General features: G+C 51.8%; 16 protein-coding genes. 6 read left to right on the plus strand and 10 right to left on the minus strand.

Features of this window, described 5'->3' with window-relative positions; genetic code table 11:
* Window positions 1-147 precede the first annotated feature (147 nt).
* Window positions 148-627 (minus strand): RraA family protein, encoded by a 480-nt coding sequence (locus tag BCF53_RS16890; protein ID WP_132703529.1) that lies wholly within the window; start codon window positions 625-627, stop codon window positions 148-150.
* A gap of 152 nt (window positions 628-779) precedes the next feature.
* Here BCF53_RS16890 and glmS point away from each other — a divergent pair, with 152 nt between their 5' ends.
* Genes glmS through BCF53_RS16910 form a run of 4 tightly spaced genes read left to right on the plus strand, consistent with a single transcriptional unit; the run spans window position 780 to window position 5,345 of the window.
* Window positions 780-1,193 (plus strand): methylaspartate mutase subunit S, encoded by a 414-nt coding sequence (gene glmS / locus BCF53_RS16895; RefSeq protein WP_132703531.1) that lies wholly within the window; start codon window positions 780-782, stop codon window positions 1,191-1,193.
* The gene (locus BCF53_RS16900; RefSeq protein ID WP_132703533.1) at window positions 1,190-2,560 is read left to right on the plus strand and encodes a methylaspartate mutase; all 1,371 of its coding nucleotides are present in this window, start codon (window positions 1,190-1,192) and stop codon (window positions 2,558-2,560) included. The genes glmS and BCF53_RS16900 overlap by 4 nt, the downstream gene beginning before the upstream one ends.
* The gene (locus BCF53_RS16905; protein WP_132703535.1) at window positions 2,557-3,783 is read left to right on the plus strand and encodes a glutamate mutase L; all 1,227 of its coding nucleotides are present in this window, start codon (window positions 2,557-2,559) and stop codon (window positions 3,781-3,783) included. The genes BCF53_RS16900 and BCF53_RS16905 overlap by 4 nt, the downstream gene beginning before the upstream one ends.
* Complete coding sequence (locus BCF53_RS16910; RefSeq protein WP_132703537.1) at window positions 3,774-5,345, plus strand: AMP-binding protein; 1,572 nt, start codon at window positions 3,774-3,776, stop codon at window positions 5,343-5,345. The genes BCF53_RS16905 and BCF53_RS16910 overlap by 10 nt, the downstream gene beginning before the upstream one ends.
* A 616-nt stretch (window positions 5,346-5,961) precedes the next feature.
* On the opposite strand, the gene BCF53_RS16915 is transcribed toward BCF53_RS16910, so the two are convergent.
* From BCF53_RS16915 to BCF53_RS16955, 9 genes are all read right to left on the minus strand, one after another.
* The gene (locus BCF53_RS16915; protein WP_132703539.1) at window positions 5,962-7,440 is read right to left on the minus strand and encodes an Lcl C-terminal domain-containing protein; all 1,479 of its coding nucleotides are present in this window, start codon (window positions 7,438-7,440) and stop codon (window positions 5,962-5,964) included.
* A gap of 443 nt (window positions 7,441-7,883) precedes the next feature.
* Entirely contained in the window at window positions 7,884-9,116 is a 1,233-nt protein-coding gene (locus tag BCF53_RS16920; RefSeq protein ID WP_207902767.1) for an SAM-dependent methyltransferase, read from the minus strand.
* 25 nt (window positions 9,117-9,141) lie between these two features.
* Window positions 9,142-9,918, minus strand: a complete 777-nt coding sequence (locus BCF53_RS16925; RefSeq protein ID WP_132703541.1) for a DUF1365 domain-containing protein — start codon at window positions 9,916-9,918, stop codon at window positions 9,142-9,144.
* A gap of 3 nt (window positions 9,919-9,921) precedes the next feature.
* Window positions 9,922-11,187 (minus strand): NAD(P)/FAD-dependent oxidoreductase, encoded by a 1,266-nt coding sequence (locus BCF53_RS16930; protein WP_132703543.1) that lies wholly within the window; start codon window positions 11,185-11,187, stop codon window positions 9,922-9,924.
* Window positions 11,184-11,906, minus strand: coding sequence for an SDR family NAD(P)-dependent oxidoreductase (locus BCF53_RS16935; protein WP_132703545.1), 723 nt, complete (start codon window positions 11,904-11,906; stop codon window positions 11,184-11,186). Before BCF53_RS16935 ends, BCF53_RS16930 begins: the two co-directional genes overlap by 4 nt.
* Window positions 11,903-12,361 (minus strand): nuclear transport factor 2 family protein, encoded by a 459-nt coding sequence (locus tag BCF53_RS16940; RefSeq protein WP_132703547.1) that lies wholly within the window; start codon window positions 12,359-12,361, stop codon window positions 11,903-11,905. The genes BCF53_RS16935 and BCF53_RS16940 overlap by 4 nt, the downstream gene beginning before the upstream one ends.
* A gap of 104 nt (window positions 12,362-12,465) precedes the next feature.
* A complete protein-coding gene (locus tag BCF53_RS16945) occupies window positions 12,466-13,419 on the minus strand; it encodes a YbgA family protein (RefSeq protein ID WP_132703549.1) in 954 nt (317 codons plus the stop codon).
* A 43-nt stretch (window positions 13,420-13,462) separates the two neighbouring features.
* Window positions 13,463-14,113, minus strand: coding sequence for a ChrR family anti-sigma-E factor (locus tag BCF53_RS16950; RefSeq protein ID WP_132703551.1), 651 nt, complete (start codon window positions 14,111-14,113; stop codon window positions 13,463-13,465).
* Entirely contained in the window at window positions 14,106-14,690 is a 585-nt protein-coding gene (locus BCF53_RS16955) for a sigma-70 family RNA polymerase sigma factor (RefSeq protein WP_132703553.1), read from the minus strand. Before BCF53_RS16955 ends, BCF53_RS16950 begins: the two co-directional genes overlap by 8 nt.
* A gap of 288 nt (window positions 14,691-14,978) precedes the next feature.
* Here BCF53_RS16955 and BCF53_RS16960 point away from each other — a divergent pair, with 288 nt between their 5' ends.
* Both BCF53_RS16960 and BCF53_RS16965 read left to right on the plus strand, forming a co-directional pair.
* A complete protein-coding gene (locus BCF53_RS16960; RefSeq protein WP_165901965.1) occupies window positions 14,979-15,422 on the plus strand; it encodes an SRPBCC family protein in 444 nt (147 codons plus the stop codon).
* A 289-nt stretch (window positions 15,423-15,711) separates the two neighbouring features.
* A complete protein-coding gene (locus BCF53_RS16965) occupies window positions 15,712-17,709 on the plus strand; it encodes a TonB-dependent receptor plug domain-containing protein (protein WP_132703557.1) in 1,998 nt (665 codons plus the stop codon).
* The last annotated feature ends 14 nt before the right edge of the window (window positions 17,710-17,723 follow it).

Genomic DNA, 17,723 nt, shown 5'->3' on the forward strand with positions numbered 1-17,723 from the left:
TTTGTGGTTGGCATGTCGGGCTGAAGCCCGACCTACAGGAGCGATGTTTTTTGTAGGTTGGCCTTTAGGCCAACACCGCTTGCCGCTGGGTTTGTGATTGGCTTGTCGGGCTGAAGCCCGACCTACAGGGGCTGAATTGCCGGTGAACTAAACGATTTTTGCTGGCGTCACAATTACGCCATCGGTATCGGCATACAGGTACTGGCCTTGTTTAAATTCCACACCACCGAATGAGAGATCATTACCGCGTTCACAACTGGTAACCGGTATCGATTTACGCGGGCAGGTGCCAATGGCATACAGTGCCACGGGAATGTCTTTAATCTGGAAGGTATCGCGAATATAGCCGTTGACGATTATGCCGGCGTAGTTGTTCTGGTGGGCGAATTTCATCAGGTTTTCTCCGACGACAGCGAAGTATTCGCGGCTCACATCCACCACCACCACCTTACCGGTGCCGTCTTCATCGCGCAGCAGCGAGATCAGCCCTGCATTGTTCTTATCCAGCTTAATGGTAACGATTTCGCCTTCGCATTTTTCGGCGCCGCCGTAGTTGTGGTAGCCCGCTTCCAGTACGTGGGTGATTTCGCTGTGTTCGTCACAAATATCGGCGGTAAAGAATGTCATGGTTGCTTCCTGTGTTGATGGGTTCAATTGGGGTTAATCGTGCGGCCAATAGCAGACTGTATGCCGCCATCAGCAATGCCGCACAGCCTTGATTGTTGGTAATATTAACGCACATAACCACATCTACATACAGGCATAGGGTAGTGAAGCCAATGAAGGTAGTCACCGGCGTTGTGGGTAACGACATTCACGTTGTCGCCAACCGCTTAATAGATTTGTCGTTACGGGCGCGAGGCTTTGATGTCTTTAACCTGGGCGTAAACACGTATTTGGAAGAGTTCTTTGATGCAGCCGTTGAAACGGGGGCTGATGTAATTCTTATCTCCTCGCTTAATGGTGAGGCAGAAGGCTGGGGCCGCGAGGTTCGGGCCATTAAATCGCGCTATAAAACACTGGACGACATCATCATGATGATTGGCGGCAACCTGGTGGTGGGCAGCGGTAATGCTGAAGATATTGAGCCGCGCTACAAGAACTATGGTTTCGATATCGTCTGTCATCAGATCGACCTGAACACCGGCCTGGATATGCTGGAAGAATTCATTAAAGAGAGAAATAACCCATGAGCCTGTTACAGGAAGAACGAGAAATCATCCTCAGTAACGAGTTTGTCGAATCCTTCGATTTCGCTGAGGTGACAGAATTCGTTAAGAACGCCAGTAAAGACCTGTTTATTTCTCACCATTTCAAGAATAAGCCCAAGGGTAAAATGCTGGTGCAGCCGCGTGGTGGATTCCCGACCTATAAGAAACAGTTTGAACTGAGCGAATTCTTCGTGAAGTCGAATGTGGATGTACTGCCACTGACCATCGATTCCAACACCCGCCTCAACGACTACGCCACAGCGCAAAAGATGCTGCGCCTGAGTGAAGAAAACGATGTCGATATGCTTAACGGCTACCCGCTGATTAACCACGGCTACCGCACCACGCGCAAAATGTTCACACACTTTAATAAGCCGGTGAGCCTGCGCCACGGTACGCCGGATGCGCGCCTTTTGATCGAAACCGCCATTGCCTCGGGCATTTTTGAGATTGAAGGCGGGCCTATTACCTACCTGTTGCCCTATTCCAAAAACTTCCCGCTCGATAAAGCCTTTTTGTACTGGAAGTATGTAGAGCGTGTGTGCGCCAACTACTCTGGCCTGAACGAGCCCATTAACCGCGAATCGTTCGGCCCGCTCACGGCGACGCTGGTACCGCCAGCCATTACTATTGTGGTTCAACTGCTGGAAATGCTGCTGTCGCTGGAAGAGGGCGTGAAGTCGTTCTCGGTATCGTTCGCGCAGCAGGGTTCCATGATGCAGGATGCCGTCACCAGTGAAGTTCTGATGAAGATGGCCCGGCACTATGCGGAAGAAATCGACTGTGGCGATGCCGCCATTAACCTGGTTTACCACCAGTGGATGGGCGCCTTCCCAACCAATAAAGACTACGCCGAGCAGCTGATTAACATGTCTACGGTGATCGCCAAGCTGGTGGGTGCCGATAAGATCATCACCAAAACCCGTGAAGAAGCTGCGGGCATCCCAACCAAGGAAGCCAACGCCAAAACCGTGGCCAACACTCAGTACACTCTGGGCATTTTGAATGGACTGCCGAAGATTGTGGACGCCGAAGAAGAAGAGATTCTGACTCTGGAAGTTCAGGCCATTATGGAAGCGGTATTCAACGACCCGGCCGATACCCTGTGGCGTAAGGTGTTCAACTGCATTAAGAACGGCATTATCGATGTGCCATTCTCGCCGCACATCATCAACCACAACAACATGATCACCATTCGCGATGCGCAGAAGAACATCCGTATCATCGATCGTGGCAATGTGCCCATTCCCGACCGTTGTTTTAAATACGAGCGCGCACAGTGCGATTTAACCAAAGATACCACCAGTATCGTTAATGACATCGTTCACGATATAGGAATTATGCAATGAGCCAGAACGTTGACAAGCAGCCCGAGCAGGCTGGCAACAAGCTGTTTATCGATGTCGGCAGTACCTACTTTAAGGTCAGCACGCCGACCAGTATTGAGCAGCACTTTCGCGATTTTAATAAGACCATTCTCGATGACCTGATGCATAAGTGCGGCAGCACGGTCGATCAGTTTGCGAAAGAAGATATCTACATCTGTTCCTCGGCGAACGGTGGTTTAAGCACGCTGTTGATCGGCATTACCAACTCGTTTTCGATCAAGTACGCCACCAACATTGCGTTTAACTCCGGCATTAACATTATCGATACCGTGCTGCTGCAGAACATTGAAGAGTACTCTATCCCCAGCGATTTGATCGATGTGGTGATCATTGTGGGTGGTACCGATTCGCACGGCAATATCTTTAACGACAGCCTGTACAACTATGTGCAGCAGCTGAATTACTCCAACATTGTCTATGTGGGTACCCAGCAGGATGCCGCCCGCGTGCAGGAGAATATTCCCGGCCTGGTGGTGCTGCCGAACATCATTGACGACCGCCTGCACATTGTGGAAGAGCACCTGAAAGAGTACCTGACCAACCTGTACCAGCAGGATATTGAAGGCAAGGAAGATATTAAGCACCTGTACGAGAAAACGGCGAATCAGATCTTCTCTACGCCTTACATCGTCAACAAGGCGCTGCCGCTGATCGATGCCTCCTTCACGGTGGCGAACCCCTTTATTCTGCTGGATATCGGCGGTGCCACCACCGACGTGCACTATTCCAAAGACCTGGTCGATGAAAACATCGTGACCGAAAACGAATACGACCGCTTAGTCTTTAAAAAGCTCGGGGTTTACAAATCGCGCCAGTCGCTGATTTTTGCCGCCAAGAATAACGAATTCGTTTACGAGCTGCTGATGCACCTGAAGGTGACGGAAAACATCTTCAACGAGCACGATGAAAAAGCGACTAAAATTTTAATGCAGCTGGCGATTTTCCTGGTGCTTTGCAAAATGTCGCATTACCGCAAGGCCTACATTACTCTGAAGTTGCTTTCGATTAACTCGATTGTGTTCACCGGTGGTATAACCAAGGTATTGTCGGTCGCCGAGGTGGAAGACATCATCGCTTTCTTCTATAAAAAGATATTGACGTCCGATCACAAGCCAACGGCCATCCTTGATACGAATTACGACATTTGGACTCTGGGTGCGAAGGAGAAAAATCTATGTCGATAAACACGGTAAGAGCTTTATTGGAAGACGCCGCGGCAACACATGGCGATAAAGTTGCGGTGAAACTGAACGAAAAGAGCATCAGCTACAGCGAGCTGCTCACCCGGGTCAATCAGGTGGCGTTCTACTTAACCGAGCTGAACCTGCCCAGCGGTGCCCGCGTGGGTATCTATTCCGATAAATGCATCGAGCAGGTGGTGGCCATTCTGGCGGTGCTTTCGACCGATACCATCTTAGTACCGCTCACCAAAATGCTGGTGGCCGAGCAGGTGGAGTACATCATCAACGATTGCGATATTCAGTGCGTGATCACCGATAAGCTGAAGCTGGAGAACATCGAAGATGTAAATTTCAAAGGCCATGTCATCAGCTATGAAAAAACCGAGCAGAACATCCCGTGCTTTGAAGAGATTTATAAGTACTACAACAAGCCGTTCCAGTGCGAAGTGAACAGCCACGATAACGCGGTGATCACCTATTCGTTTGGCTTAACCGGCACGCCCAAGGGCATTGTGATTTCGCACCGCAATCTCACTGATTCCGCCGCGGTCGTCTGCCGTTACTTAGGGTTACAGGAAGATGACGTTATTTCCGGCCTGCTGATTTTTAACCTCGATTACGGCCTGAACCAGATTTTCTGCTCGCTGTTTAAAAAGGCGACACTGGCACTGCACCGCTTTATTTTGCCGACCGATTTCTTCAATCATTTAATCGACGATAACGTCACGGTACTGGCACTGATGCCGGTGCACATTTCGCAGATATTCGATGAAGACTTAAGCCCAATTCCTAACGCCGAGCTGTTTGATAAACTGCGCATCATTACCTCATCGGGCGGTAACCTTTCGGCCAAGATGATCAAGTACAGCAAGCGCACCTTCCCCCAAGCCAACTTCTACTCGATGCATGGTTTAACTGAAGCGTTCCGCTCTACCTACCTCGACCCGGCGCAAATTCAGATTCGCCCGGATTCGATCGGTAAAGCCATTCCGGATGTTGAGCTGTATGTGGTCAATGAGCAGGGCAAAGAGTGCGCGCCGCGTGAAGTGGGCGAACTGATCCACCGCGGCGGTTACATCTATCGCGGTTACTGGAACGCGCCGGAAGAAAGCAAAGAGCGCTTTAAGTCGGTTCAAATTCTGAAAGACGTGATCAATCTGGAAGGCCAGCTGAACGATGAAATCGTGGTGGCTACCGGTGATTATGTTTATAAAGACGAGGAAGGCTACCTGTACTTTGTTTCCCGTCACGATGACATGATCAAGACCCGTGGCTTCCGTGTTTCGCCGTTCGAGATTGAATCCGTTGTTGAAAAGAACTTGCCGCAGATTAGCCAGTGCGCGGTGTTTGGTATCGATAACGAGCAGATTGAAGAAGAGATTGTGCTGGTTTATTCGGCACCGGGTGAACTCAGTGAAAAAGAAATTGAGTTTGAACTGAAGAAGCACCTGGCTTCTTACATGATTCCTTCACGCATTGTTTATAAGCGTTCTTTGCCGCTGATGCAGAGCGATAAGCACAGTGTTAATAAAGAAGCGCTGAAGCGGGAGCTGACGGCGGATTAACGACTGTTTAGTTAAACTGCTAGTGAAAGGGCTGCGCTGAAAGGTGCAGCCTTTTTTTATGCCGCAAAAACAATGTAAACCACAGGTTTCAAGCGATTGTTCAGACACCCTTTTTTGAGGCGTCGAAAAGCATGGATGCTTTTCGCCGAGCGATACATGGATGTACTCGAGCGATCTCAAAAAAGGGTGTCTGGATAATCGCGGGATTGACCACAGAATGTTCGGCAACCTAGAAATTTATTATCCAGAGTTCGTGGTTATGCCCGCGACTTTCCGGTCGCTTATTTTTAGGTCGCTGCAAGTATGTCCATATAAGCTCGGCGGGCGGGTCCATCCGCCCGACGCCTAAAAATAAGCGACCGGAAAGTCGCTACAGTATCGTGGCGAGGTTTGATTCAGAGCTTTTGAGTCATGCTCCTGACCAATAAGGGCATCTGAGGCATGGATGCCGAAGCTGAGCTCCATGGATGGATTTATGCGTCCCTTATTGGTCAGGAGCATGGCTTAAAAGCGGTGTAAAGCTCTGATGATCCAAGCATCCTTTTCGACGCCACAAAAAAGGCCACACCCATCGGTGCAGCCCTGCTCATTGAAGTAGGCTGAGTTGATCTAACCCTTAGTCTGCATCCCGTACCAGCAATGCATAGTTGAAAATACCAATATAGTCAGCGGCATTTTCAGACGCACTCAGGTCGAAGACGGTCGTCGTATCGCTTGGGTCAAACGCATACGGATAGGCTTCACCATACAAACGCTCCCACAACGCACGTGCCAGTGCTGGCTGCTGCGTTGCCGCACCGGTAATGTCTTTGTAGTCGTTACGCATAGCACCCGGGCCGTGGGTATCGACAAAATCATCAACCGTCGCTGTCGCCGCGGCAGAAGAAGAGCTATCGCTTTGCGGCGCTTCACCCGGAGGCGGGCCCTGTGGCATTTCACCGTCTGGCATATCCGTACCCTGACCGGCAGGCGCACCGTCTTCCATCAGGTTAATGCCCCAGGCACGGCCAAAGGCAAAGTACAGCGCGGTATCCGGGAAGTCACCACTGGTGGTGCTGGTCCACATGTAGCTGTCTGGGCGGCTCAGGTTAAAGTAGTTGGCATCGGTTGCCGGCAGCGCGGTTTTACCGTACTGCACAATGCTCTGCAGCTCTTTGGCATCCGGCAGACGCCAATCGTTATAGCCCAGGTAATTGATGTCGTTCATCTTCTGGACCCAAGCCAGAGTATCGACCCAGGTGCGGCCCAAGCCGAAGCTGGCGTCTTTCATATGACGGGTACTGCCGTCATCGTTGACCGCACCGCTGTCCTGCTTGGTCCACATAAAGCCGGTCGCATGGTCGGTGATGGTGCCGTCGCCATTGTCTTCAAAATCGTTTACGCCATAAACGTTTTCCTGCCCGCGCACAGCACGCACGCCAGCGGGGATCGAACTGCCCTCGGCAGAGCCATCAATCAGGTAACCATCACCGTACGATTTTAAATGACCATCGGCCCAGTTAAAGCCGTAATTCTTTTCGTTCAGTTCATAGTCGTTTTGTGCCGGCATGACGGTGACCGAGCTGGTCCAGTACGAGCCGGTGTACGGGCGGTTTTCATCGTAGAAGAAATCGAAATAGTCGGTATCGATGTATGGGATGGCATTCGAAACGTCCTGCGCATCCAGGTTGCCGCCCAGGTGCGCGATTGAGAACGATTCCTTAATGGTTGGTAACCGCCAGTCGCTGTAACCGCCAACATTCAGGCTAGCCACATAGGCGATGGCATCATCGTAGGTCATCTTGTCGGCAGGCGGTGTCTTCTGCCACATCAGGCCGGTGTTGTTGTCGGTGATGGTGCCGTCGCCGTTATCGGTATAGGAAGGCTGTAAGCCCTGGTATTGCGCATCCTGACCGTACAGCGGGTCGCCCTTTTCCGGGGCTTCAATAATGTTGCCATCGGCATCGTAAAAGTCGGTTTGCATCGCGTCGGTAACCGCGAATTTAACCTTAGGTAGTTCGGCGGCAGTGTCTTCTGCAGCCATGTAGGCGCATCCGCTGGTAACGGATAGGAGCCCGATCGAGAGTGTCAAGTAAGCGAGTCGGTTGGAATTCATTGTGTACCCCTGTAATCGAGTTTTTGGCTTGAGTAGTTGCCGATTTTTTCTGTTTGGAGTCAAAAAAAGAACCCGTGTGGCTTAGGGCTCGCGGAGAAACGTCACTACCAAGCGTTCGCAACAGGCCGGTAAAAAACGCTGCTGGCCGCTGCGGGGTGAAGGATATATTTATGAGTAATAGGAATCTATAGCGGAAAAAATCAGCACATTTCTGCCGTGAATAGAGGTAACAATCGGTATTCAGCCGCAGCCGTAACGGCCGCACAAAACAAACAGGCGTAGCTGATCATTTTGGATTCTTAATCGCCGGTAGCGATACAGGGGTCTCGTAAGTAGTGGTGTGAGAGGGATATTTCAGGTGGCCGGGCTCAACTAAGGCGGCGTCTGCAAAAGAAACGTGCAGCCGCCTGCCCAATGAAATTACCTAACACTGACAAAAAATATCAGTACTTTCGTGCCACAAAATGAACGGTGCTGGTGGCGCGTTCCATAAAGGCACCTTCGCAATAGCACAAATAAAATTGCCACAGGTTTTTGAAGCGGTCATCGTACCCGTGCTGACAGATATGCGGCCAGTTTTCCATAAAACGCTGGTGCCAGTGGTTCAGCGTTCTCGCGTAATCCAGGCCAATATCGCTGATGGATTCCGTCACCATGCGGGTGTTTTTGGTCAGTCGTTCGGTTAGCAATGTTACCGAAGGCAAAAAGCCACCGGGGAAAATATAGCGCTGAATAAAATCGACATTGTTTAAGTAGTGCTTCAGGCGCTGGTCGGCAATGGTAATGGCCTGCAACAGCATTTTGCCCTGTGGCTTCAGCAGTGCATCGCATTGCTTAAAAAAGGTGTTCAGGTGCTCGTAGCCAACGGCTTCGATCATTTCCACAGACACCAGCTTATCGTATTGGCCGGTCAGCAGGCGGTAATCCTTCTTCAGAAGCGTAATTTGCTCCTGAAGACCCAAGTCTTTGATCCGAGCTTCCGCATAGGCGTGTTGAGCATCGGAAATGGTCGTCGTGGTTACCTTGCAGCCGTAGTGCTGAGCCGCGTAAATCGCTAACCCGCCCCAGCCGGTGCCAATCTCCAGCAGGTGATCCTCCGGTTGCAGCGCAAGCGCATCGCAAATGGTTTTGAACTTGTTAAGCTGGGCATCGTCGAGCGTTTGCGACTCATCTGCAAACACCGCAGATGAATAAGCCATCTCTTGATCGAGAAACTGCCCGAACAACTCGTTGCCTAAATCGTAATGCGCCAGGATGTTTTCTTTGGAACCCTGCACACTGTTGCCGCGCTTGCGGTGAAAAATCTTATTTTTTGCTGCGCTGATCCAGCTGAAATACTTTTCTACCCTGTCGGTTACCTTTTGAGCACGAACAAAAAAACGGATCACGTTGGTCAGGTTATCGGTCTGCCACTTTTCATCCATATAGGCTTCGGCGGCACCAATGCTGCCGCCGCGAATGAACTGCTGGTAAACCGCCAGATCGTTGACAACAAGGGTTGCCGTCAACGGCTCGGCATTTTCAGGTTGCCTGCCAAAGCGGAAGCGTTCGTTACCTTCAATGATGTGCAGCACACCGTTATCGATCTGAGAGAAGAAGTAATGCACCAGGGCCCGGCAGCGCAGAGTCAACCAGCTGTGGTGTTCCTTACTCAGCAGTTTAAATGTCTGTTCCATTGTCTAAACCTCGTTAGCTGTTGCCTTACTTTATCGTTGGGCTTTCAGTTTTTGTCTGGTAGGGGACAAATTTAATCTTTTTTATAAACAGGCGCAGCGCCTGTACATAAATGCCTTTTAATACCGATAGCGTCATCATCGGCTGTTGGTGCCAAACGCTTTTTAGGTTCTGGTTATTCAGTGCCAGCTTTTTCATCGCCAGTGTAGCGTCAAAGGCCACGGCACCATCGGTGCGTTTGTTTTCAATGCGAACACTCACTGCCTCGCTGTCATCCAAGGGTGGTTTGACCTGCCAGAAATACTTCATGTCTAAATCCATAAAGGGCGAGACATGAAACGATTTCTCTGTTGGCTCCGGCCTGGCCATATCCACCAGATAATAGTGCCGCTGGTTCCACGGCGTATTGCTCACCTCTACCAGCATGTGACTGCACTCGCCGGTTTCGCTGTAGCAGAACACAAAGTTCGCCGGGCTGAAGTAAAGCCCAAAGCAACGGCACTGCACCAGCAGCCTGTAACTTGCCGGTGCTTCACGCAGACCCAGCTCTTTCAACTTGTCAGTTATACGCTCGCGCAGCGTAGGCCGATCACCCTTGATGTAATCGCTTTGCTTAAACCGGATCGGTTTAAAGCGGCCGGTGCCAAACAGGCGCAGGCCATCCAGTTTGTTTTGCTCCAGCTCGTCTACATCCAGCGCCAGCATATAGAGCGGGTAGGTAAAGCTGTGGTGCTTCTGCTCGAAACGCCGGTGATTAACCTTACCACTGTAAATAACGCTTTTTAGTGCCGCTGTGGTTGCCATAAATTACCCCGTCGTTTTCAGGAAGCAGCCGAAGCGCCCGGCAACATCGACCGCGCTTTTCACGCCATCTTCATGAAAGCCGTTGTACCAGTAAGCACCGGTAAAGTGGGTGTGGTTGATGCCGCATATTTCGTTGCGCCGTTGCTGTGCTTCGATCGACTGTAAGTTAAAAACCGGATGATGGTAGGTGAAGCGGCGCAGTATTTTGCCTGGGTCGATGGCGGCATCCTGGTTCAGTGTGACGCAATAGGTTTGCTCGGTCTGCAAACCCTGCAGAATGTTCATGTTGTAGGTGACGCTGGCCGGGCGATCGCGGTCGCCATCCAGCTGATAGTTCCAGGCCGCCCAGGCGCGTTTGCTGTTGGGCAGCATGTTGCTGTCGGTATGCAACACCACGCTGTTGGCGCGGTACGGAATGGCACCCAGTACCGCTTGTTCTGTGCTACTGGCATCGGCCAGCAGGGCCAGCGCTTCATCGCTGTGGCAGGCAAAGATGACTTCATCGAAGTGTTCACTGTCGGCGTTCTCGAAATCTATGCTGACGCCGCTAGTATTGCGGGTCACAGCCTTAATGTTTGCATTCAGTTTTATCCGCTCTGCAAACGGCTGGCACAGCGGCGCAATGTACTCTTTGGAGCCACCGGGAATGACATACCACTGAGGCCGGTTTTGAATATCCAGTAAGCCGTGGTGTTGAAAAAAGCGGATGAAAAACTTCAGCTCGAAGGCTTCCATCTCTTGCAGCGATGACGACCAGATGGCTGCACCCATCGGCAGAATGTAGTGCTCGGCAAAGAAGCGGGAGAAGTTTTCCCGCGCCAGAAAACTGCCCAGCGTTTCATCGTTGCCGTCCATGCCCATGTAGTAGAGCCGTTGGCAGCTTTTGTTGAACCGAAGAATCTCGCGGATCAGGCCGATAAATTTTGGGCTCAGCAGGTTTTTACGCTGGGCAAACAGCGTATCCAGATTGTGGCCGTTGTATTCCAGGCCGGTCTGCTGATTGCTGACAGAAAAGCTCATGGTGGTCGGCTGTTTTGCAATGCCGATCTCAGCCATTAGCTTTAAAAACAGCGGGTAGGTGCGGTCGTTAAAGACAATAAAGCCGGTATCCACACTCAGCGGCTTGCCGTTATCGTCAACCTCGACCGTAGCGGTGTGACCGCCAATGTAGTCGTTCTTTTCAAAAACGCTGACCCTGTGTTTTTTTGAAAGCAAATAGGCGGCGGTTAATCCGGAGATGCCGCTGCCGATCACTGCGATGTTTTTCACGTTGCATTCCTTGCCATAATTTTGCGCCAGATAATATCTGGCAATGTGTTAAATAATTTTAGTATGAAAATAAATTTCCCGGGGAATTCAATCGTGGCCTTGCCTTTTTGCAACCCCTTAAAAGCGGCTGCGGCAGCCTGTTCACTGCTGATTAAAAACGGCATATCAAAGTCGTTCTTATCGGTCAGTGGGGTTTTCACAAAGCCCGGTCGAATCAGCGAAACATGGATGTCGTGTTTTTTCAGATCCAGCGCCATGGTTTTTGCCAGGTAGTCGAGCCCGGCCTTGGAAGCACCATAAGCCTGCGCCCGTGGGAACGGCAGGTAAGTAACACTGGAGCTGACAAACGCAATGCGCCCGCCGGTTTTTATTTTGCTGACCAGTGCCTGCAGTAGATAGCCGGTCGCAATCAGGTTGGTGGTGATCACTCGCTGGAACAGGCTGGAATCAAAACGGGTGACGTCATCGATGTATTCGCAATCACCGGCATTAAGAATGGCCAGGTCGATATCTTCTATTGGGCCGAGCGTATGCAGTACATCCTGCTGATCGGTTATGTCGAAGTTCAGTGTGCGAATGTTGCCGTTACTGCGGGCCAGCTCGGCAAGGCGCTGCTGGTTGCGGCCGCAGGCAATTACGGTGCAGCCGTTTTCGGCATACAGCAGCGCCAGGCTTTTACCCAGGCCAGAGCTGGCACCGGTAATGAGAACTTTCTTCATTTCGATGCCCGCCTCTTCACCTGTTTAACGAACGCGCCGATCACCGGAATTTGCTCGTAAAGCATGGCGCCCAAATCCAGGTAGTCGCGGTGGTAGTGCACGCGGCCATCGTGGCCTTTCAGCCGTGAGTGACCCTCAACGGTGACGGTTTTGCCGTTGTTGAGTTTGGGGTGGCGGTAGTTCATCACCCAATAGATGGCCGCTTCACGTTCGTTGAAGATGACGTCGGTAATCTCAAACCGGCATTCTTTCAGGTTGGTGTACAGGTTATGGAAGTAGCTCTGCAGATTACTGAGGCCACTGACGAAATGCATAGGGTCCTGAAACTCAACGGACTCAGCGTAGATGTCTTCAAGCAGGGTCAGGTTGTCTGTACTCAGCTGTTGGTAAGTGGTAACAAACTTGCTCAGCCAGTCTGGTTGCCCAGTCGTGGTGGAGCGGTTGTGGTTATCCATAAAGCCCTCCGAAGGGTGCTCAGAGCGTTATTAACGTTGTATGAATATACGTGGCTACCTGGCTCTGAGATCACTGGTCTATAAAGAGTAGACGCTTTATCGGATTAATGGGTGTAGCGCAGCTTCAGCTCTTCCGGGTGCGGATTAAAGTAAAACTGCTGCTGCAGATAGCTTTGTGGGTACAGCTTCAGGTAGTGCTTTATTTGCTCGATGGGCACCAGCAGTGGCACCAGCCCTTGGCGGTAGCGGTGAATCTGCTCTGCCAGAATCTGTCGCTCCTGACTGGTCAGGTAATCGCCAAAATAACCCTGCAGGTGCTGCAGCGTGTTGGTGTGCTTTTTACGCGTGGCGATAATCTTCAGCGTTGCCATGCAACCGCTGATGTATTGCTCGGCCTGTTCCTCAACTGCCAGGCTGGCATCCGCCAGGATTTGCCCAAGGCGCTTCACCGCCAGTGGGTCGTGGCTCATCAGGGTGTATTTCATGCGGCTGTGAAAATCGATCAGGCGCTTGCGGGTGATGCCGGCCTGCTTCAGCTTTAACCATTGATTGTAGGCAAAGACGCGGGCGACAAAATTTTCGCGCAGGGCGGCGTCGTTCAGCCGGCCGTTTTCTTCACAGGGCAGCAGTGGGTTGGCCTGCATGATGGCCTGGGCAAATACGCCGACGCCATCGTGCCGGCTCGATTGACCGCTGGCGGCATACACCTTAACCCGTTCCATACCGCAACTTGGGCTTTTGGCGCAGAAGATAAAGCCGCTCAGGTGTGAAACATGCTGCGCCACCTGTTCGCTGTATTCCTGCATGGGCTCGGTCACATCGTTACTGCCATCGGCCGATGAAACAATGATGTTGCCGTCGATCTCGGTCTGGCGAATGGTCGGCCGTGGCACACTCATGCCAACGGCAACTTCCGGGCAGTAAGTTTTATAGGAAACATGCTTGCCCAGCTCTTCCACACAGAAGTGCGACTTTTTAGCGCTGCCATCGTAACGCACCTTTTGCCCGGTTAAACAGGCGCTGATGCCAATCAGAATTGAGTCAGATACAGAGTCCACGGCGACCTCCCTTAATTTATTATTTGGCCCTGGCGTTGTTCCACTAGTAAATAAGCTTACCAATCGGGTTCAGCAGCTTGTTCAGGCCCTTGTTAAAGTGCATGGAATTGTTGAGCACAGTGTAGCAGAGACAGCCTTCATCGGTGACGGGGCTATGATGGTGCTCGCCGTTCAGCATGATGAAATCACCCGCAACATAGCTGCCCATATCGTCATGGAAGCTGCCATCAAGAATCAGCGTCAGCTCAAAGCCATTGTGGGTATGCTCCGGTACGCTGTTGTTGGGCAGAATCTGCAGCAGGCTGGCGCGAATGTCGCCATCATCGAGCGAAAGCCGGCTACGGGCAATGCCGCCAATGCCGCTCCACTTACCGGCGGCAACATTATTCAGCGCTGCCGGCAGTTGATAGCTGACACCGTTCACCGTCAGTGTTTTGTGCTGATAGCTGTTTGCCACGTCAATGGCATCGCTGCTGGTAATGGCATCGATCATGGCGCTCATATCCAGGCCGATCGGTTCGGCTTCGGCCAATTCAAAGTGCTGCTCGGCGTGCACCTCGTTCAACTGGGCAATGTCTGCCTGGCAGGCCGGGCACAACTCACGGTGCATGGCGATGCCGGCAGCCAGTGCGGCCGGCAGTTCGCCCTGTGTGTAGGCAACAAGGAGGTCATGGCTTGGGTGGTGCTTAATCATGGTTGTCTCCTATGTTTTGTTTCAGTTTGGCCAGCGCCAGACGCAGGCGGGATTTAACGGTGCCCAGCGGAATATTCAATTGTTCAGCCAGTTGTTCGTGGGTGAGTTCCTGAAAGTAAAAGCCCTGCACCACTTCTTTTTGTGCTTCGGGCAACTCTTGCAGGTGTTCGTTAATCAGTGTTCTGTTTTTATCTTCAGCGAGGTCGGCAACCGGGTCGTCATCGGCCTCCATCAGTGGCCAGAAGTCGTCACTGAGGCAGTCTTCCTTGCTGTTATTGATTTTGCGCAGCAGGTCGAAGGCTGCGTTACGCATCACCGTAAACACCCAGGTGGTGGGCGCGCCCTTGTCCTGATTGTAAAGGTGTGCCTTGCGCCAGACGTTAGTCATGGTTTCCTGCACGATCTCATGGGCCAGCGCCTCATTGCCGAATTTGCTGATCGCAAACTGGCGAATTTTAGGTGCAAAGAATTTAAACAGCTCAGTAAAGGCTGCTTTGCTTCGGCTGCCGGCGACATCGCTTAACCAACGAGCCAGCTGCTGATGTTCAGTTTCTGTTTTCTCAGTTTCTGTTTTCATAGCTATAGGTTTAATGCCAATTGCGTTGCTTGGCAATAAACCGATTGAATGAGCTTGCATGAATCATCGCCTCGGATCCGTTTTTTGCTGGTAGGTTTTACGCAGCAGCCGGCCGGCCGGATCACACTAATAAGGTTTTTATCGTAATTTTTAAGCGGCCGGCTCAGGCCTGCGTTCATTTCAGCTTAGATGTACTTAAAAGATCGCATTGCCAGAATGGCTGAGCTGGTCTTTGCTTGTGCTGACTCGTTCAAGGCGTTTTTACCTTTGCAAAGCAGGAGGCAGTTTATGAAACAGCTTGTTTATTCCATCAGCATTCATCAGCCACGGGATATTGTTTTTCAGAAACTCACCGACAGAGCGCTGTTCCCGCACTGGGCAACGCCCTGGGGCCCGGACATGATCTGTGAGGGCGATTGGCGGCAGGGTGGGCACGTATCCTATATCGGCCAATCCGAGGGTGGCACCAAAATGCACATTGAAACCCTGGTGCTCGATGAAATGATCCGCGCGCACCACGTGGCCATGGTGAACCCGCAGAATGTTGAAGTGCCGCTCAGCGACGACATGATGAGAAAGTGGATCGGCACCGAAGAAAGCTACTATCTCAGGGAAGAATCGCCCTCTATAACCACGCTGGAAGTCGTCATCGTGACCGATGATGCGTTTGAAGAAATGATGTCCGCCTGGCCAAAGGCTCTGCAGCTGTTTAAAGAGCTGTGCGAAGCCTGAGCTGTCTCTGATTGGAGCTCAACCGGGCCCCATCCTGAATTGCCTGCATGCTGATTGGCAGCAGGCTTGCCCCTTCGTTTTATTAATCCGCGCATTAACAGTGTTCGCATCAATTAAATGGCACGCCATTGTGAAGTTGCATCCACGAATACTGTTCGATTTATGCGCTATTCAATTTGATAACTACACTGAGTTTATAAGGAAAGTTGCAGGTTTCGCCGTTTAAGGGTGCCGGCATGCTTTTAACGTGACGTTGTTCGGATCATCAAATCTACAGAAGGAGTTCCCGATGAACCATCCATCGCGTTCACTGCGCGGCGGCCTGGCTTCGTATTCAGGTTGTTTGGCTGCGGTGATTCTGGCCATGATTGGGTCGGCGGTTCAGGCATCAGACGTTGAAGATTTACTGGATCTGTCGCTGCAGGATCTTCTCGATACCAAGGTGACATCGGTTTCCCGGCATCAGCAAAATTTGCTCAGTGCACCGGCTGCGGTCTATGTGGTGACCAGCGAAGAGATTCGCCGGCACGGCTTTACGTCGATTCCGGAAGCGCTGCGCATGGTACCGGGCCTGCATGTCGCCTCAATTGACGGCAATAAATGGATGGTCAGCAGCCGCGGACTTTCTTCCCGCTATGGCAACAAGCTGCTGGTGCTGATCGACGGCCGTTCGGTCTACATCCCTTCGTTTTCCGGTGTTTACTGGGATACGCTGGATGTCATGATGGCCGACATCGACCGCATTGAGGTTATCCGAGGCCCCGGAGCCGCGCTCTGGGGGGCGAATGCGGTAAACGGCGTTATTAATATTATTACGCTGTCAGCCGACCAGACCCAGGGCGGTCTGATCGAGGTTGCCACCGGCACCTATCTGGAGCATGAAGCCAACTTTCGCTATGGCGCTGAACTGAACGAGAACACCCACAGCCGGGTGTATGTAAAAAGCCGCGGCTACGGAGAAAACACCCTCTGGGAAGATGGCGAGGATGCCAACGACGACTGGCAGATTGCCAGTGCCGGCTTCCGTATTGATGGCACGGTTGACCACGATGACCGCTGGACGCTTCAGGGCGATGCCTATCAGGCGGATGAAAACCAGCTGATCAGTACGCTCTATGTGCCGACAACAGAAGTCGTGCAGTTTGGCGTGGAAGATGACTATGAAGCCTCCGGCTGGAATGTGCTGGGCCGCTGGGAGCATTCATTTGACGATCAGGCCAGCGCACAACTGCAGATGTACTGGGATCACACCGAGCGCGATGAAATATACATTGGCCAGCAGCACGATACCTACGATTTAGACTTCCAGCACCATGTCAGCCCCGGCAGTAAGCATTCGGTCCTTTGGGGCATGGGCTATCGCCACATTGATGCCGAATATGACAACAGCTATGTCATTCAGATGCTGCCGGAAGACCAGACGCTGGATCTGTACAGCGCCTTTGTTCAGGATGAAATCACCCTGGTGCCGGATACCCTGACCCTGACGCTGGGCACCAAACTGGAGTACAACTCGTTTACCGAATTTGAAGTACAGCCATCGGCACGCCTGCTGTGGATTCCGGCCGCGGGTAAAAGTGTGTGGGCCAGTGTTTCCCGAGCGGTACGCACGCCTTCTTTTTTAGAAGACTCCAGCGTGTTGCTCACCACGCCCACCATGACGCTTTCCAGTGGCAGCTCTTTGGAAGCAGAAGAGCTGATTGCCTATGAGCTTGGCTACCGCTATCACGGCAGTAACCGGCTGACCTTCGACGCCAGCCTGTTTTTCAATCAGTACGATAACTATGAATCCTACGAACTGGTTTCAGCGACCGAGCTCTACTATGACAACAACCTGTATGGCTACACCTACGGCGTTGAGTTTTCCACCGTCTGGCAGGCCAAGCCCTGGTGGCAGCTGAAGGCCAATTACGGCCTGGTGCAGATAGAAATGGATAAAACCGATGACAGCCTCGACTTAACGAGCGATGACAACGTTGAGGCCGCCTCGGCAGAGCACATCTGGTCGCTGCAGTCGTCGATTAACGCCGGTGCGAAATGGGAATGGGATACCTGGCTGTACTTCGTCAGTGAGATTGAAAAACCCAGCAACACCACCGATACCAGCGTAGACAGCTACATCAGCCTGAACACCCGCCTGGCGCGCAAAATTATGCCGGGCATGGAGCTTTCCATAGTCGGCAACAATCTCACCGACAGTTACCACATGGAGTACATCGGCGAACTCTATTCATCACCGACCGAGATGCAGCGCTCGGTGTACGCAAAACTTCGTTGGGAGTTTTAGCGCAATTCTATCAA

Origin of the sequence: Reinekea marinisedimentorum (assembly GCF_004341165.1) — a bacterium.
Classification (GTDB): domain Bacteria; phylum Pseudomonadota; class Gammaproteobacteria; order Pseudomonadales; family Natronospirillaceae; genus Reinekea; species Reinekea marinisedimentorum.

What these genes read in the sequence shown, in the direction of transcription:
- BCF53_RS16890 (WP_132703529.1), bottom strand. Translation starts at nt 627, where the DNA reads ATGACATTCTTTACCGCCGATATTTGTGACGAACACAGCGAAATCACC.
- glmS (WP_132703531.1), top strand. Translation starts at nt 780, where the DNA reads ATGAAGGTAGTCACCGGCGTTGTGGGTAACGACATTCACGTTGTCGCC.
- BCF53_RS16900 (WP_132703533.1), top strand. Translation starts at nt 1,190, where the DNA reads ATGAGCCTGTTACAGGAAGAACGAGAAATCATCCTCAGTAACGAGTTT.
- BCF53_RS16905 (WP_132703535.1), top strand. Translation starts at nt 2,557, where the DNA reads ATGAGCCAGAACGTTGACAAGCAGCCCGAGCAGGCTGGCAACAAGCTG.
- BCF53_RS16910 (WP_132703537.1), top strand. Translation starts at nt 3,774, where the DNA reads ATGTCGATAAACACGGTAAGAGCTTTATTGGAAGACGCCGCGGCAACA.
- BCF53_RS16915 (WP_132703539.1), bottom strand. Translation starts at nt 7,440, where the DNA reads ATGAATTCCAACCGACTCGCTTACTTGACACTCTCGATCGGGCTCCTA.
- BCF53_RS16920 (WP_207902767.1), bottom strand. Translation starts at nt 9,116, where the DNA reads ATGGAACAGACATTTAAACTGCTGAGTAAGGAACACCACAGCTGGTTG.
- BCF53_RS16925 (WP_132703541.1), bottom strand. Translation starts at nt 9,918, where the DNA reads ATGGCAACCACAGCGGCACTAAAAAGCGTTATTTACAGTGGTAAGGTT.
- BCF53_RS16935 (WP_132703545.1), bottom strand. Translation starts at nt 11,906, where the DNA reads ATGAAGAAAGTTCTCATTACCGGTGCCAGCTCTGGCCTGGGTAAAAGC.
- BCF53_RS16940 (WP_132703547.1), bottom strand. Translation starts at nt 12,361, where the DNA reads ATGGATAACCACAACCGCTCCACCACGACTGGGCAACCAGACTGGCTG.
- BCF53_RS16950 (WP_132703551.1), bottom strand. Translation starts at nt 14,113, where the DNA reads ATGATTAAGCACCACCCAAGCCATGACCTCCTTGTTGCCTACACACAG.
- BCF53_RS16955 (WP_132703553.1), bottom strand. Translation starts at nt 14,690, where the DNA reads ATGAAAACAGAAACTGAGAAAACAGAAACTGAACATCAGCAGCTGGCT.
- BCF53_RS16960 (WP_165901965.1), top strand. Translation starts at nt 14,979, where the DNA reads ATGAAACAGCTTGTTTATTCCATCAGCATTCATCAGCCACGGGATATT.
- BCF53_RS16965 (WP_132703557.1), top strand. Translation starts at nt 15,712, where the DNA reads ATGAACCATCCATCGCGTTCACTGCGCGGCGGCCTGGCTTCGTATTCA.